The sequence below is a fragment of the Calothrix sp. NIES-3974 genome, assembly GCF_002368395.1.
GTDB lineage: Bacteria > Cyanobacteriota > Cyanobacteriia > Cyanobacteriales > Nostocaceae > NIES-3974.
The window spans coordinates 3634971-3650456 of record NZ_AP018254.1 but is presented as its reverse complement, the minus strand read 5'-3'; the positions used below and the strand labels follow the sequence as shown (position 1 = coordinate 3650456).

Below are 15486 nucleotides of genomic sequence, written 5' to 3'. Positions count from 1 at the left end.
AATAATTCGTAGTTCGTAATACCCGCTACGCGGGAAGCAAGCTACGTAATAGCCTGCGGCAACGCTTCGCGTACGTAATTCGCAACTTATGCCTAGGCTGTTGATTTTGTGGGAATTTACCCCTATTGAGTTCGCACAGTTTTTGTGATGATCTCGTCCCTATGCTCCGCGTGGGGACGCATTCCACGAGGCTCTATTTGAGAGAATTTGGTATAATCGATATTCAACCTATGAACCCATCCACCCTTCCCCCAGATATAGCATTAGCCCTAGACGACTTTGCCAACTCCACTATACCCGGAGTCTGGAAGAGTGTGGAGAAAACCCAACTAATTGCTCAAATGCGCGATCGCATTGTTAACCCTTTCCAAATTAACCAAGGTGGACAACCTTTTTGTGGTCCAGCATCAATTATTTTTGAACTTGTCCGCAAACAACCATTGAAATATATCGAACTGTGTCGCAGTCTATTTGAAACCGGTACCTACAAAACTGGCAATATCCACATTCAAACATCACCTCTACTACGTCGCAGTCAAGGTAAACTCCGCACCCAACCTACCGATTGGATGGTATTGTCGGCATTACGAGAAGCTGAAAATTCGATTTTCAATATCGAAGCCAATCTACCCGATTTTGTGCGCAACCTCGCAGGAATTACCAAACCCTGGGAAATGGAAACCTGGACAAAAGAACTACTCGGCTACCAAAAAGTCACCTATCACCGCACCTATTTCTCTGGTGAATTTCAAGCTTTACAAGCTGCAACCAAAGCGCTGCAAAATCAAGGAGTCGTCTTTCCCCTAGTCACTGCAGATGGATTTTTACGCGCTAAAACCCCATTCCTTGCACTTCCCAACCATTGGATTGTCCTCCTGGGTAATATTTCCGTCCAAGGAGGAGAATGGCTAGACACCGAACCGGGAAAAATCAACTTGGATGTCTATTCTTGGGGAAAACAATATCGTATTCACCTCCCAGAAGAAGACTTTGGTAATTACTTTTGGGGAGTGGTTATCGGGGAATAGCTGTCATTCTGGATTTCTCATAAGTAGTGCCATTTCACTCAAATTTTGATACATTTTCTTACCCCGCTTCCCGTCAGGTATCAACTCCAATAGTCAAACGGTATAAGCGGTAAGTGTTGTGGAACCCTGGAGCGGGAATATGCCATTGGTAGTGACAGAATGGATTTATGTCTGCGTTACAAAGGTGTAACATTAGGTATTGAGTTAAAAGTATGGCGGGAGAAAAAGCGTGACCCCCAAGCAGAAGGAATTGAGCAGTTGGAATCCTATTTAGCAAGGTTGGGGTTGAATGAGGGTTGGTTATTTGTGTTTGACCGACGCAAAAATGCTTTACCGATGGAGGAGCGGTTATCTACCCAGGTTGTGGTCACGGAAAATCAACGTACTATTACGGTGATTCGAGCGTGAGTGTTTTGAATAGTGTCGGAATCGTAAAAGCGATCGCTGAGTTGAAAGTGAGTAGGGAGTGGGGAAAACGACTTTAGGGTTTGCTGTTCGCGTGTAAGCGTGCTATTTATGATTTTTCCGCAGACCCTATTTACAAGCGAGAATATTTGCGGAGGCTATTTTCCTGCAAAACACTAAAGATGTAGATGCTGTGCGAAGGTGATACCTCCTTCAACCGCTAATAACCCTGCTAGCGGACTACCTAAACCGTAAAGTAGCACCCGTTGATAGTTACCAAGCTTCAGGAGGATTGAGATATCTAACATGTAGGTGGAAAACGTTGTGTAAGACCCTAAAAAGCCGATTGTGGCTAATCCGTAGAGCCATTGCTCTGTATTGATCTTCTGAAGTAGGGTTGTCAAGAACCCGATCAAAAAAGTACCAGAAAGATTAATAAAGAAGGTCGCAAAAGGAAAATTTCCACCAAATCTCTGAGTACAAAGGAGGGTCAAATAATAACGGATTAGCGCTCCAGGAATTGCACCTAACGCAATCCATACAGGGAGAAAACTAGAAGGTTCCATCAGCTTGGCCAATCCCGATCAAGTTTATTAAGTATCCACTCTGCGATCGCAATCCCCGTTTGTAAGCTGATAAATCCCAGCAACACACTCCCTATCCAGTAAATCAAGTCCGTTTGTAAATCTCTTTGCAATAGAAGTTTGGCGCTATCGAGTTCATAACTTGAAAACGTGGTGTATGACCCTAAAAATCCAGTCAAAAGCAGTAGTCTCAAATCAGGATGAAAGCTGATACTTTCCCCAAAAGACAGTGTTGCTAAAAGACCCATCATAAAGCATCCAGTAATGTTTACCACTAGGGTGCTGTAGGGTATAGCTGTGCCAAACAAATGGCTAATAACGAGTCCTAGGTAGTAACGGCATAAAGCTCCTGCGATCGCACCTAATGAGATAGCCATCACAGTTCGCACCAGAGGCTGTTTAAGCATGATCATATTCTCCCATTGTTTGTGCGATCGCTCTTGGCAAGTCTGCTACATTGCCTATGTTCTAGTACTCCCATTCGCCGAGCAATTTGCCCCACGAAAAAGCCCATCAACAAAATCCAAATCACCTTCTCTAACATACCGTCACCTTGCAATTGAGTTCGGTTGAGTTAAGTAATTAACGTGACTTGTTGCGGTCAGCTTAGTGGGAGCCGGAATCAACATACCCCTACCCTTCCGCTACAAGTCGGAACAGTAGGAGCCATCAGCCTAACACGTTGTGGATATCCTAGAAACGCTGGGCAGTTTCGGCGAGCTCCATCGCCATCACTTCTTTACTTATACTATCACCATACCAATTCAGTGAAGACCTCCCTTGTAAATAGGGAGTAGGAATGATTTATTCACATGGTGTTATTGTGTATAAAAGTCTACAAAACACTAACTTAAATTTCTCAGTGTGCAGCCACCTTTATAGACTGATGTAACGGCAGCTTATGGTTTTTATGTAGTATGAGCAAGGGTTTTCCAATGGGTTTGCTTGGCTGACATTTTAGTATAGTAAACTCGGAAATAAAAAATCATTAATTAATACTTTCAGAGAATACAATGAGGAAGTCTAGAACATAGAATAAAGCCATCATTGAAGGTATTTGATAAAACTTTAGTTCTTAATTTAATACACTATACTTTGAACATAGAAGAGTTCCATTGGGGATAAAATCAGAGGATATCGGAATGCTGATTCGATAAATTCTTATTTATCACCTAGCATTTTGGTATACTGAAACCCCAATTTCAATTTCTACGTAACATGATTTTGTAGACAGAGGACATCTACAGAAAGTCATCAAAATAATTAATCAACTATCGATATCTATCTTTAATTTGAATTGCAGTCAGAGATGATTGCCAGTTTGCTGTGTATTTTCATGATGAAAAATATCTCTGTAATCATCTGTAGTACATCTACATTCAGTTTGTAAATAAGTATTTTTGATTCTGTATAAATATTCAAGTAAATTCAATTGCAACTGAGAACAATGACCCAACTAAGTATCCAGAAAACGATATCTACCGCATTTCAGGTTTATCGGTTGAGACTGGGAACATTTATCAAAACTTCCTTTTATCGTTATCTGTGGTTATTCTTATCGAGTCTAGGATTGATAGGAGTATATTTCTGTTTCATTTTTTTACCCCTATTGCTTTTTGTCGCTAACTTATCTGCTACTGATTCTTTCGGTAATAATTTATTAATTATCTTACTTTCCCTTGTGGGAGGAATTCTATTTGCATATTTAACCGTTTTCACTGCAAGCAAAGGTTTAAGAATGGAAGCCTTAATTGCTTGGATAGCATCTAAAGAATTGAGTGGTGAAAAGGAAACACTACAAACCGCTAACAGACAAGTGAAAAGATTTTGGGCGTTTTTCCTGGCTCAATTTTATATTTTGTTAATCAGTATTGCTTTCTCGTTACTTGCCGAAGTATTGAGTAACGTATTTCCTGAGTATTTAGCAGCGATTGTATTTCTAATCTCGCTGTTGATCAATATCTGGATAACGGTAAAATTCCTATTTGCTGACATTGCGATCGCGTTGAGAAATACAACTGCATTAGATTCCCTTAAGTATAGTTTCCAACTATCACAAGGTTTTTTCTGGCAAATTACTATCATCGTCATCTGTATTTACCTCATCCTTCTCCCCGCATATATTATTCCTCTCCTACCTTTTCTATTCGGATTATTTTCTGCACTTGCACAGACACCAACAATTACATCCAACTTGAGCAGTTTTTTGGTAGTTCTCAGTAGTCTAATTCCATTATTGCTCATCAGCTTTATTGGTTTGAGTATAGTTGGAATATTAACAATACCCCTTTGGCAATCGGTGAAGGCAGTAATTTACCACGAGTTATCAGAGAAATAAATCAAGTATAATCATAGTGGAGAGAGTCTAGGCATTAACGATAAATTAACTTGCAGTTATTACTACCTATCTCCACTCCCAGACATTTTCCGAAATCCATTATGATGTCTTGATGCTGTCAAAAACATCTATTTTATCTGTCATTTCCCAGGGTAAATGTATATCAGTTCTACCCACATGACCGTAGGCTGCTAATTTTTCATAAAAACCACCTTTTAATTGGGAAGGTAAAAATCTCAAGTTAAATTGTTTAATAATACCTGCTAAACGAAAATCAAAATTTTGTGCGAGAATTTTTGCAATTTCCCCATCGGGGATTTTTCCGGTTCCAAAGGTTTCCACTTGGATACTCAAGGGTCGCGCATAACCAATTGAATAACTTAGTTGGACTTCGCACTCATCGGCAATTTTCGCGGCAACAATATTTTTGGCTGCATAGCGAGCGACATAAGCACCGACCCTATCGATTCTAGTTGGGTCTTTACCACTTAAAGCCGCACCACTGTGTCGGGAATATTCACCATAGGTATCAATGGCATTTTTCCTACCTGTTAAACCCGAATGAACCGAAGGTCCACCGACACTAAATGGTTCATCAAAGTCAATAAATATTCTCGTTTTACTGTCAGGTTTAATGGATTCCTCTAAAAATACAGGTTTAATTACTGTTTCCCGAATATCCTCTGCAAGTATATGCAAATTCGATTTTTCCCATCTATTTTGACTGGCAATAATTGAAATACTGTGAATTCTGTAGGGTTTACAATCTCGAAATTCTACCCCTACTTGCACCTTCCCATCGGGAGATAAATAATCAAGTTTTTGATTTAATTTAACTTGACTAAGTTGTCTGGCTAATTTATGGGCTAAATATATTGGTAAAGGCATTAAAATCGGAGTCTGGTTGCAAGCAAAACCAAAAACTGTCACTTGGTCTCTCACCGTAATTTGTTCAATTTCTGCATCAGATAATTTCCTTTCATCAATTTCTGCAAAACGATGAATCCTAGCTGTCGGTAGCTCCTTTAAGGTCGTTAAAATACTACAGGTTTTACCATTAAAATCTGGTTGGTCATAGCCAACTTTTTCAATTACTTGTCTCGCTATATCAGTAAAATCAACATTATCATTTTGTTCAAACCTAGCTGCTAAAAAAACAATTCCTGTAGATACGGCACATTCGGTAATAACTCTCGCATAGGGGTCATGGAGTAAAAAGCGATCGACAATAGCATCGCTAATTTGATCACAAAGTTTATCTGGATGACCTGCTGTTACAGATTCGGAAGTAAACAAAAAATCTTTTTTCATTATTGTCACCTATTTTCCACCCAACTAGCTTGTAAATAGAGTGTTGACGTGTAGCGAGGGAATAGGGATTAGGAAGTAGAAATGAGCTATTTTAGACGCTTCTCCGTGAGAAACTGCACTATAGCGGTCTAAGCGTCAAGCTAAAGCTATATATTTACTTATCTAATCAATCCCCCCATAGGAACGACCGGAGTCGGTGAATTTTTTCCTTGTTTCATTAACTACCAATGGCAAAAAGGCACTACTACTAATTACCAATCCATCGGTGAGATTAATCGGTGATAAACTTAATAACATTCTTAATCCGGGAACACCCAAAGATAATAGCTGCAAGCCAATGGAACCAAACAACGCAGCATTTAAATATTTATTTTGTGGTAACTTACCACGGTCAAAAATAGTGTATGTTTGGGAACGACAACTTAAGGCGTGAAGTAGTTGTCCGACTGTCAAACTCATAAAGGCAATTGTACTAGCTTGTGAACCCATCCCATACTTGCTAATACCATAACCATAAGCTGCTAAACTACTCAAAGAAATGCTACCGGATTCAAACAAAATATCGCCAAAATCTGATTTTTGAATAATAGCTTCCTCCGGATTGCGGGGTGGTTTTTTTAATACATCCGGTTCCGTTGGTTCTAAAGCAAGGGCTAAACCAGGAAAGATATCTGTGACTAAATTCAACCACAAAAGTTGAATCGCATTTAAAGGTTGTCCCAAACCCAGGGTTGTAGCTGCTAACATTACCATAATTTCACTCATATTGGTTGCTAGCAAAAAATGCACCGATTTACGGATATTATTGTAAATTGTTCGTCCCCGACTCACCGCAATCATCATCGTCTCCAAATTATCATCGGCAATGATGATATCTGCAACCTCTCGCGCTGCATCCGTACCACTATGACCCATCGCTACACCCACCTGAGCAGCCTTCAGGGCTGGTGCATCATTTATACCATCTCCCGTCATTGCCACCACCCGTCCAGCCGACTGCAAAGTTTGCACGATTTGGAGTTTATTGGCTGGGCTAATCCGAGCAAAAACATTTACTCTATCAAAAATCGCACTCTTAGCCTCAGCATTAATACTGAGCATATCAGTGGAATCAAGAATTTGTAGTTGATTATGGTTAGCTAATTCCAATTCCTTGGCGATCGCAAATGCGGTGGGTGTCTGATCACCGGTAATCATGACGGTATCAATTCCCGCTTGATGAAATTGTGCAATCAAATCTTTGACTCCGGCTCGAATGGGGTCTTTCATAGCAATTAAACCGAGCCAAATCAGATTTTCCTCCGGGTTTTTCCTGTCTTTTCCCCCTTCTATGTGGGTATAAGCTACTGCTAGTACCCGCAAAGCTTTACCCGCCATCCGCTCATTTTCTAGCTCAATGGCTAATTTATCATCTGCGGTTAAGGGAACTATTTCTCCCCCTTTCATCCGTCGGTTACACCGTTGCAACACCTCCATTGGTCTCCCTTTGACCGCAACTAAGGTTTCCCCTTCCTTAGTTCCATGTAGGGTACTCATCAGATTACGATTTTCAGAGCGTTGATTAATCTCCTGGAGAGGATAACTCTGCCGCAAGCCGATTACATCTACCCCAGCAGCGATCGCAATATCAATTAAAGCATTTTCCGTTGCCGAACCATTGACGATATATTTACCTTCCTGTTGCACCACTTCACTTTCATTACATAGCACCGATACATGCAACATCTGCACCAATTGCTGACAACTATAGGGATTAATGATGCGATCGCCATTTACGAATTCACCATCACGTACCTCGATTCGTTGAGCATCTGTCTGAATTTCCACCACGGACATGCGGTTTTCCGTAATTGTCCCGGTTTTATCCAAACAAATCTTCTGCACCGAACCTAAAGCTTCCACCGCATTCAAACTCCGCACCAGAACTTGATGCTTGCGCATATCGCGAATCCCCAATGCCAAAGTCGTAGTTGCAACCGTTGGTAAACCCTCCGGAACTGCTGCTACTGCTAAGGATATGGATGTAGTCAACATTACCAACCAGGGATAACCCCGCAACAATCCAATCAAAAACACAACTCCGCAAATACCACCACTGAGCATCACTAATTGGCTACCAACCCGATCCAATTGTTTAGCCAGGGGAGTATCTGTAGCATTTGCGGACCCAACCAGTTGTTGAATTTGACCTAGTTCCGTATATTGACCCGTACCCGTTACTACTGCTAAACCCTGTCCCCCCGTCACCAGAGTACCCTTATACACCATATTTACTCGGTCTGCGAGACAAGTTTCCTTACTATACAAAGGCTTAGTAATTTTATTTACTGGTATACTTTCACCTGTTAACGCCGACTCATCCACAGTTAAATTTTCCGCTTCCACCAGTCTCGCATCTGCGGCCACATAACTACCTGGTCTCAGAATCAAAATATCTCCCAGAACAACATCAGCCGTATTTATTTCCCGAATTTGGCCATTTCTCAGGACACAAGTAAAAGGGCGATCGCGTTTTTTGAGAGACTGAATAATTTTTTCTGACTGACTCTCTGTAAAATAACCAATCACCGCATTAATTCCCACTACCCCCATAATGACTAAAGCATCAATCCAGCCACCCGTTACAGTTGAAAGTACAGCAGCACCTGTTAATAAAGCTACCGGTAAAGACTGGAATTGCTCCATAAAAACCCTGAGTTGGGAACGGGATGGAGACTCAGGTAAAAGATTTTGTCCGTATTGCTCTAGCTTTGCTAAAGCTAATTCCTCAGATAAACCATATGCTGGGGAAGTTTGCAAAGTTTCAATCACCGCATCTGTTTCCAGCAAATGCCAATCTTCTTCAACAAAAGCACCGCATGTTTCACTAATATCCGCTTGATTGATAGTTTTCCCAGAATTTCTGCCTAGTGGAGAAACCTTCGGCAGTTGACGCTGATATTTTTTTTGTTTATACTCCCTAACAATCAAATCAATAATATTCTGAATCCGTGTATGACTAATATTTGGATTAAAAAAAATCAAAACATTGCTAGTCAACGTATTTGCACGCACAGAAATTATCTCTGGAATTTGGGTAAGGGATAATTCTAAATAATCCTTAAAACCTTCTTGCTGATAAAGTTCATTTAATTTATACCTACCTCTACCCCTGACACTGGTATGTATTGCTTGAACCACGAAACCCCCCATTCAATTTGAGAGTTAGCAGATACATTCTGAAGATAGGAAAAAAACTTGAGGATTTTGTGAGGGAAGAGAAATCATTAAAGATTGATTAGCGATCGCTATTCTCTCCGACATTAGACCTACATTTTCATGCTCTGTACCTTCTCGGTGTTTCTTATAACTACTCAACCAGACATAATATAACTAACTTCAAGCAAGTCCCCCATGTCCCTGGGACACAGCCAAACAAGAAAATAGCTCATTCCCATTTCCAACTCCTTATTTTCAAATAAGAGTCTTGGAACACAGGTAGGGAAGCTCAACTTCCTGATTTGAGGAACAGAACCTGGAAGCGAGTCATGACTTCAATGTCACTTATGGACAAGAAGCCTCCCAATTAACTTGACAAGACTTTTATGAACCAAATGTAAAGTAATGGTAAATCCAGCTTGACTCTTTATATAACTATCTGATTAGATAATGAAAAGGTTGATTTACCTTGATAGGTATGATACTAAAGGAGACTAGTGATTGTACTGAATATATTTTAGATTCTTTTCCCGTACCAATGTGCGACAATATCCGTATTTTTAAGTAATACAAAAAAGCTCCGTAAACAAATTTACAGAAGCTTTGGATCGTATTTATTATTAAAGTTAAACTACAACATAAAAAAAAGACCTGGCATCGAGCTATTTTGACGGGAGGCAACCCTCCAGCTATCGTCGCCGCAGCAGCGTTTCACAACTGAGTTCGGGATGGGTTCAGAGTGGTTCCACAGCGCCATCGACACCAGGAAAACTTGTGGGGAATCAAAGTTCCCTGAAGAATGGATAGAGATTAGTATTAGTAGTAGTCAAAAGGTCAAGCCCTCGGTTTGTTAGTACTTCTAGGCTTCATATGTTGCCACACTTCCACCGAAAGCCTATCAACACATGTTCTATGTGTAACCTTACTCCCAAATTGGGATGAGAACACTCATCTTGAGGTGGGCTTCCCACTTAGATGCTTTCAGCGGTTATCCGCTCCGAACATGGCTACCCAGCGTTTACCGTTGGCACGATAACTGGTACACCAGAGGTTCGTTCTTCCCGGTCCTCTCGTACTAAGGAAGACTCCTCTCAATGTTCTAACGCCTGCACCGGATATGGACCGAACTGTCTCACGACGTTCTGAACCCAGCTCACGTACCGCTTTAATGGGCGAACAGCCCAACCCTTGGGACGTACTTCCGCCCCAGGTTGCGATGAGCCGACATCGAGGTGCCAAACCTCCCCGTCGATGTGGACTCTTGGGGGAGATCAGCCTGTTATCCCTAGAGTAACTTTTATCCGTTGAGCGACGGCCATTCCACTCTGAGCCGTCGGATCACTAAGACCTACTTTCGTACCTGCTCGACTTGTGGGTCTTGCAGTCAAGCTCCCTTCATGCCTTTACACTCGCCGCACGATTTCCAACCGTGCTGAGGGAACCTTTGCGCGCCTCCGTTACCATTTAGGAGGCGACCGCCCCAGTCAAACTGCCCACCTGAAACCGTCCCACTCCCGGCTCACGGGAGATGGTTAGAATTCTAGCTTCGCGAGAGTGGTATCTCACCGTTGGCTCCATACTCCCCACAAGGAATATCTCTTCGCCTCCCACCTATCCTGCGCACGCCAAGCCCGAACCCAATTCCAGGCTACAGTAAAGCTTCATAGGGTCTTTCTGTCCAGGTGCAGGTAGTCCGTATCTTCACAGACAATCCTATTTCGCCGAGTCTCTCTCTGAGACACCGTCCAGATCGTTACGCCTTTCGTGCGGGTCGGAACTTACCCGACAAGGAATTTCGCTACCTTAGGACCGTTATAGTTACGGCCGCCGTTCACCGGGGCTTCGGTCGTCAGCTTCAGCCCGAAAGCCTGACCAACTTCCTTAACCTTCCGGCACTGGGCAGGCGTCAGCCCCCATACTGCGTGATTTCACTTCGCGGAGACCTGTGTTTTTGGTAAACAGTCGCCTGGACCTCTTCACTGCGACCCAAGTTCTACCTTGGGCACCCCTTCTTCCGAAGTTACGGGGCCATTTTGCCGAGTTCCTTAGAGAGAGTTATCTCGCGCCCCTCGGTATCCTCTACCTCCCCACCTGTGTCGGTTTCGGGTACGGGTCAAATGCAATTTCCGTAGTTCGAGCTTTTCTTGGAAGCCTGACTATGCCACTTCGATTCCGTAGAATCTCGTACTCCCATCTCATCTCAAGACGTTTTCTCCGTCTCTCTCCAACTTAATGGTTGAGCCGGTAACCAACATCCGGCTGACACTCGCCTTCTCCGTCCCTCGCTACAATTACATCCAAGTACGGGATTCTTAACCCGTTATCCATCGACTACGCCGTTCGGCCTCGCCTTAGGTCCCGACTTACCCAGAGTGGACGAACCTGCCTCTGGAACCCTTGGGGTTTCGGGGTATTGGATTCTCACCAATATTTGCGCTACTCAAGCCGACATTCTCACTTCTGTTTCGTCCACTGCTGCTTGCCGCTACAGCTTCTCCCTACTACAGAACGCTCCCCTACCACTTATTTCTAAGTCCGCAGCTTCGGTACTACGTTTAGTCCCGTTCATTTTCGGCGCAGGAGCGCTTGACCAGTGAGCTATTACGCACTCTTTCAAGGGTGGCTGCTTCTAGGCAAACCTCCTGGTTGTCTATGCACTCCCACCTCCTTTGCCACTTAACGTAGATTTTGGGACCATTAGCTGGCGGTCTGGGCTGTTTCCCTCTTGACGATGAAGCTTATCCCCCACCGTCTCACTGGCTAGGTGTTAACTTGGTATTCTGAGTTTGTCTCGATTTGGTACCGGTCTCCCAGCCCGCACCGAAACAGTGCTTTACCCCCAAGTGATATTCCTAACCGCTGCGCCTCAACACATTTCGGGGAGAACCAGCTAGCTCCTGGCTCGATTGGCATTTCACCCCTAACCACACCTCATCCGCCAATTTTTCAACATTGGTCGGTTCGGACCTCCACAAGGTGTCACCCTTGCTTCATCCTGGACATGGTTAGATCGCCAGGGTTCGGGTCTATAAATACTGATTTTCGCTCTTTTCAAACTCGCTTTCGCTTTGGCTCTGACATTCCCGTCTTAACCTACCAGTACCTATAACTCGCCGGCTCATTCTTCAACAGGCACGCTATCACACGTTTAATCGTGCTCTAACTGCTTGTAGGCTGATGGTTTCATGTTCTATTTCACTCCCCTCCCGGGGTTCTTTTCACCTTTCCCTCGCGGTACTGTTTCGCTATCGGTCACGCAGACGTATTTAGCCTTACCGGGTGGTCCCGGCTGATTCACATGGAATTTCACGTGCTCCATGCTACTCGGGATACTGCTTCTATCTGTTTAGTTTTCGACTACAAGACTTTCACTTTCTCTGGTGCATCTTTCAAATGCTTCGTCTAACTTTCAGATTCGATTTTGTTGCAGTCCCACTACCCCAAGTTACATGTAACTTGGTTTGGGCTTCTCCCCGTTCGCTCACCACTACTTGGGGAATCACTTTTGTTTTCTTTTCCTCTGGCTACTAAGATGTTTCAATTCGCCAGGTTCGCTCTTTCCTGTCTATATATTCAACAGGTAGTATTCTGGGTTTCCCCATTCGGATATCTCCGGCTCTCTGTTTGCTTCCAACTCCCCGGAGCTTTTCGTTGGTAACCACGTCCTTCTTCGCCGCTGCGTGCCTAGGTATCCACCATCAGCCCTTTCTCGCTTGACCTTCTCACTCGACTCTTTGCTCTCCCTTCACAATCGCAAAGCTCGTGCAATGATTCTCTGTGTTCTACTACTACTGCTTTCTTCTCTATCCAATTTTCAAGGTTCTTTTACTGAGCTTTCACTCAGCAGACAAAAACATAAAGTTGTTTGGTGCTGAGAAAAATCCAAACCAGAAATATAGTTTGAAGGGGAGACCAAAATTATATTGACTCGCGCTCGACCTGGGATTGACCAGCTTGTGATTGACTTGTTGGCTTTTCCATCCAATCTACAAGTGGGTAGGTCTCCCTAAAAGGAGGTGATCCAGCCACACCTTCCGGTACGGCTACCTTGTTACGACTTCACCCCAGTCACCAGCCCTGCCTTCGGAATTTCCCCCCACGAATGGTTAGGATAACTACTTCGGGCGTGACCAGCTTCCATGGTGTGACGGGCGGTGTGTACAAGGCCCGGGAACGAATTCACCACAGTATGCTGACCTGTGATTACTAGCGATTCCTCCTTCATGTAGGCGAGTTGCAGCCTACAATCTGAACTGAGCCACGATTTCTGAGATTTGCTTGCAGTCGCCTGCTTGCTGCCCATTGTTCGCAGCATTGTAGTACGTGTGTAGCCCAGGATGTAAGGGGCATGATGACTTGACGTCATCCCCACCTTCCTCCGGTTTGTCACCGGCAGTCTCCCTAGAGTTCCCCACTTAAGGCTGGCAACTAAGGACGAGGGTTGCGCTCGTTGCGGGACTTAACCCAACATCTCACGACACGAGCTGACGACAGCCATGCACCACCTGTGTTCGCGCTCCCGAAGGCACTCCAGTGTTTCCACCAGATTCGCGACATGTCAAACCCTGGTAAGGTTCTTCGCGTTGCATCGAATTAAACCACATACTCCACCGCTTGTGCGGGCCCCCGTCAATTCCTTTGAGTTTCACAGTTGCCTGCGTACTCCCCAGGCGGGATACTTAACGCGTTAGCTACGGCACTGGTAGGGTCGATACTACCAACGCCTAGTATCCATCGTTTACGGCTAGGACTACTGGGGTATCTAATCCCATTCGCTCCCCTAGCTTTCGTCCCTCAGTGTCAGTTACGGCCTAGCAGGGCGCTTTCGCCACCGGTGTTCTTCCCAATCTCTACGCATTTCACCGCTACACTGGGAATTCCCCCTGCCCCGAACGTACTCTAGTCTTGTAGTTTCCACCGCCCTTATGCGGTTAAGCCGCACGCTTTAACAGCAGACACACAAAACCACCTACGGACGCTTTACGCCCAATCATTCCGGATAACGCTTGCATCCTCCGTATTACCGCGGCTGCTGGCACGGAGTTAGCCGATGCTTATTCCTCAAGTACCTTCATTCTTATTCCTTGAGAAAAGAGGTTTACAACCCAAGAGCCTTCCTCCCTCACGCGGTATTGCTCCGTCAGGCTTTCGCCCATTGCGGAAAATTCCCCACTGCTGCCTCCCGTAGGAGTCTGGGCCGTGTCTCAGTCCCAGTGTGGCTGATCGTCCTCTCAGACCAGCTACAGATCGTCGCCTAGGTAGGCCTTTACCCCACCTACTAGCTAATCTGACGCGAGCTCATCTCTAGGCAGCTAGCCTTTCACCTCTCGGCACATCCGGTATTAGCAGACGTTTCCATCTGTTGTCCCAGACCTAGAGCCAGATTCTCACGCGTTACTCACCCGTCCGCCACTATCTCCGAAGAGACCGTTCGACTTGCATGTGTTAAGCATACCGCCAGCGTTCATCCTGAGCCAGGATCAAACTCTCCGTTTTGTTCAGAGTTTTAATTCCTGAATCTCTTGAGATTCTGGATAAACTAATCCATTATTTTTTGTTGTAGTATGTTTCAAGTTCTTTCAGCTTTACTCAAGCTTGGAACTAAATTCATTCTCTGACGCGAATCAAAATTTAGTTTTAATCGCCTTCAAACTATTTTCTTTTCTCGGTTCGGCGTTCAAGCTGTTTTTCTTGCGCTTGACACTTTATATAAGCTAGCAGGATTAAAAGAAACTGTCAAGCAGTTTTTTGAATTTTTTTTTCAGGATGGTTAGCAAAGTGGGGAAATGCTTATGGAAACCCGCATTTCTCACGAAACCCTAAAACTCACAGGGAATAGGGAGTAGTCCGTGACGGGAGTAGAAGGAAAATCAATCCGTTACTCAAGGCTTACAACTTAACTCGTGAGAAATCCAGGGAAAGATGGTTTTAAGCATCTTGTCCGCAGGAAGTATATGTTCCTATCGTTTATTCTGGTCGGGGATGGATGTGCTTTCGTGATAATTGGGCATTTTTTAAGATGGGGTTTTTTGTAGTTCGGGTCGTTCTTCCGGTAGGATTGCATTCTCTACAGGGCAAACCTGTATACAAATTCCGCAATCAATGCAAGTGTTAAAGTCGATCCAGTACCAATCTGTACCTTTGATGTTTTTGCCTGGACCGGGGTGGATACATGCGACTGGACAGGCATTGACGCAATCAGCGATACCTTCACAGATTTCGGTGACAATTGTGTGTGACATTTATGATTGATTCCCTATCTTCGTGATGTTGCTTTCCTTACTGTTTAAGTCAATCATACGACTTAACTATCGGTCGATGGAGGATGGAGATAGTACTATTTACCCAGAAATTTCACACAAAAGAGCAAGCTTTTTGAGCGTCTAGATATCATTCACTTTGTACTTTTTCGCGATAAAAAAGCTGAAAGCACTTATCCGGTAAGACTTATACTGTTATTCAGTAACCCCTATTTAGACATTTAGACTAAACTTCGGTCCCTCAGCAAAAAATAGGAAACTGTCAAGCAGGAAAGATTTCAATTTGATTTCCTTTGACTGGGTACTAAGTACGAATTGTTCAGTTTTCTGGGACTGTGAGAATTTGAGACGTTAATCTCCAG

General features: G+C 43.9%; 7 protein-coding genes, 3 rRNA genes, 2 pseudogenes and 1 riboswitch. Of the genes and pseudogenes, 4 read left to right on the top strand and 8 right to left on the bottom strand.

What is annotated here, in order from left to right; translation table 11 throughout:
• Positions 1-230 precede the first annotated feature (230 nt).
• Both CDC37_RS14720 and CDC37_RS14715 read left to right on the top strand, forming a co-directional pair.
• The gene (locus tag CDC37_RS14720; RefSeq protein WP_096622683.1) at positions 231-1028 is read left to right on the top strand and encodes a hypothetical protein; all 798 of its coding nucleotides are present in this window, start codon (positions 231-233) and stop codon (positions 1026-1028) included.
• Between the two features lie 120 nt (positions 1029-1148).
• A pseudogene (locus CDC37_RS14715) lies at positions 1149-1436 on the top strand (ATP-binding protein); the annotation flags it as partial.
• 173 nt (positions 1437-1609) lie between these two features.
• Here the strand turns inward: CDC37_RS14715 and crcB (CDC37_RS14710) are convergent.
• Together crcB (CDC37_RS14710) and crcB (CDC37_RS14705) are read right to left on the bottom strand one after the other, a co-directional pair.
• Positions 1610-1999, bottom strand: a complete 390-nt coding sequence (gene crcB, locus CDC37_RS14710; RefSeq protein ID WP_096622681.1) for a fluoride efflux transporter CrcB — start codon at positions 1997-1999, stop codon at positions 1610-1612.
• Positions 1999-2424, bottom strand: a complete 426-nt coding sequence (gene crcB / locus CDC37_RS14705) for a fluoride efflux transporter CrcB (protein ID WP_096626245.1) — start codon at positions 2422-2424, stop codon at positions 1999-2001. Before crcB (CDC37_RS14705) ends, crcB (CDC37_RS14710) begins: the two co-directional genes overlap by 1 nt.
• 246 nt (positions 2425-2670) lie before the next feature.
• Positions 2671-2756, bottom strand: a riboswitch (Fluoride riboswitch).
• 708 nt (positions 2757-3464) lie between these two features.
• Here crcB (CDC37_RS14705) and CDC37_RS14700 point away from each other — a divergent pair.
• Entirely contained in the window at positions 3465-4355 is an 891-nt protein-coding gene (locus tag CDC37_RS14700) for a hypothetical protein (RefSeq protein WP_096622680.1), read from the top strand.
• A 99-nt stretch (positions 4356-4454) separates the two neighbouring features.
• Here CDC37_RS14700 and metK read toward each other — a convergent pair whose 3' ends face one another.
• Positions 4455-5666, bottom strand: coding sequence for a methionine adenosyltransferase (gene metK / locus CDC37_RS14695; RefSeq protein WP_096622679.1), 1212 nt, complete (start codon positions 5664-5666; stop codon positions 4455-4457).
• Between the two features lie 162 nt (positions 5667-5828).
• Positions 5829-8846 (bottom strand): cation-translocating P-type ATPase, encoded by a 3018-nt coding sequence (locus CDC37_RS14690; protein WP_096626243.1) that lies wholly within the window; start codon positions 8844-8846, stop codon positions 5829-5831.
• Between the two features lie 481 nt (positions 8847-9327).
• On the opposite strand from CDC37_RS14690, the pseudogene CDC37_RS25820 reads away from it, so the two are divergent.
• Positions 9328-9426 (top strand): annotated as a pseudogene (locus CDC37_RS25820) (IS982 family transposase); the annotation flags it as partial.
• An 87-nt stretch (positions 9427-9513) separates the two neighbouring features.
• Here CDC37_RS25820 and rrf read toward each other — a convergent pair.
• From rrf to CDC37_RS14670, 4 genes are all read right to left on the bottom strand, one after another.
• Positions 9514-9631: ribosomal RNA gene (gene rrf, locus CDC37_RS14685) — 5S ribosomal RNA — on the bottom strand.
• A 63-nt stretch (positions 9632-9694) separates the two neighbouring features.
• Positions 9695-12583, bottom strand: a 23S ribosomal RNA gene (locus tag CDC37_RS14680).
• A gap of 290 nt (positions 12584-12873) precedes the next feature.
• Positions 12874-14360, bottom strand: a 16S ribosomal RNA gene (locus tag CDC37_RS14675).
• The 16S, 23S and 5S rRNA genes sit together here, the layout of an rRNA operon.
• Before the next feature lie 518 nt (positions 14361-14878).
• A complete protein-coding gene (locus CDC37_RS14670) occupies positions 14879-15106 on the bottom strand; it encodes an indolepyruvate ferredoxin oxidoreductase subunit alpha (RefSeq protein WP_096622678.1) in 228 nt (75 codons plus the stop codon).
• Positions 15107-15486: the final 380 nt, after the last annotated feature.

Coding starts and splice junctions, on each gene's coding strand:
- CDC37_RS14720 (WP_096622683.1), top strand. CDS start 231: ATGAACCCATCCACCCTTCCCCCAGATATAGCATTAGCCCTAGACGAC.
- crcB (WP_096622681.1), bottom strand. CDS start 1,999: ATGGAACCTTCTAGTTTTCTCCCTGTATGGATTGCGTTAGGTGCAATT.
- crcB (WP_096626245.1), bottom strand. CDS start 2,424: ATGCTTAAACAGCCTCTGGTGCGAACTGTGATGGCTATCTCATTAGGT.
- CDC37_RS14700 (WP_096622680.1), top strand. CDS start 3,465: ATGACCCAACTAAGTATCCAGAAAACGATATCTACCGCATTTCAGGTT.
- metK (WP_096622679.1), bottom strand. CDS start 5,666: ATGAAAAAAGATTTTTTGTTTACTTCCGAATCTGTAACAGCAGGTCAT.
- CDC37_RS14670 (WP_096622678.1), bottom strand. CDS start 15,106: ATGTCACACACAATTGTCACCGAAATCTGTGAAGGTATCGCTGATTGC.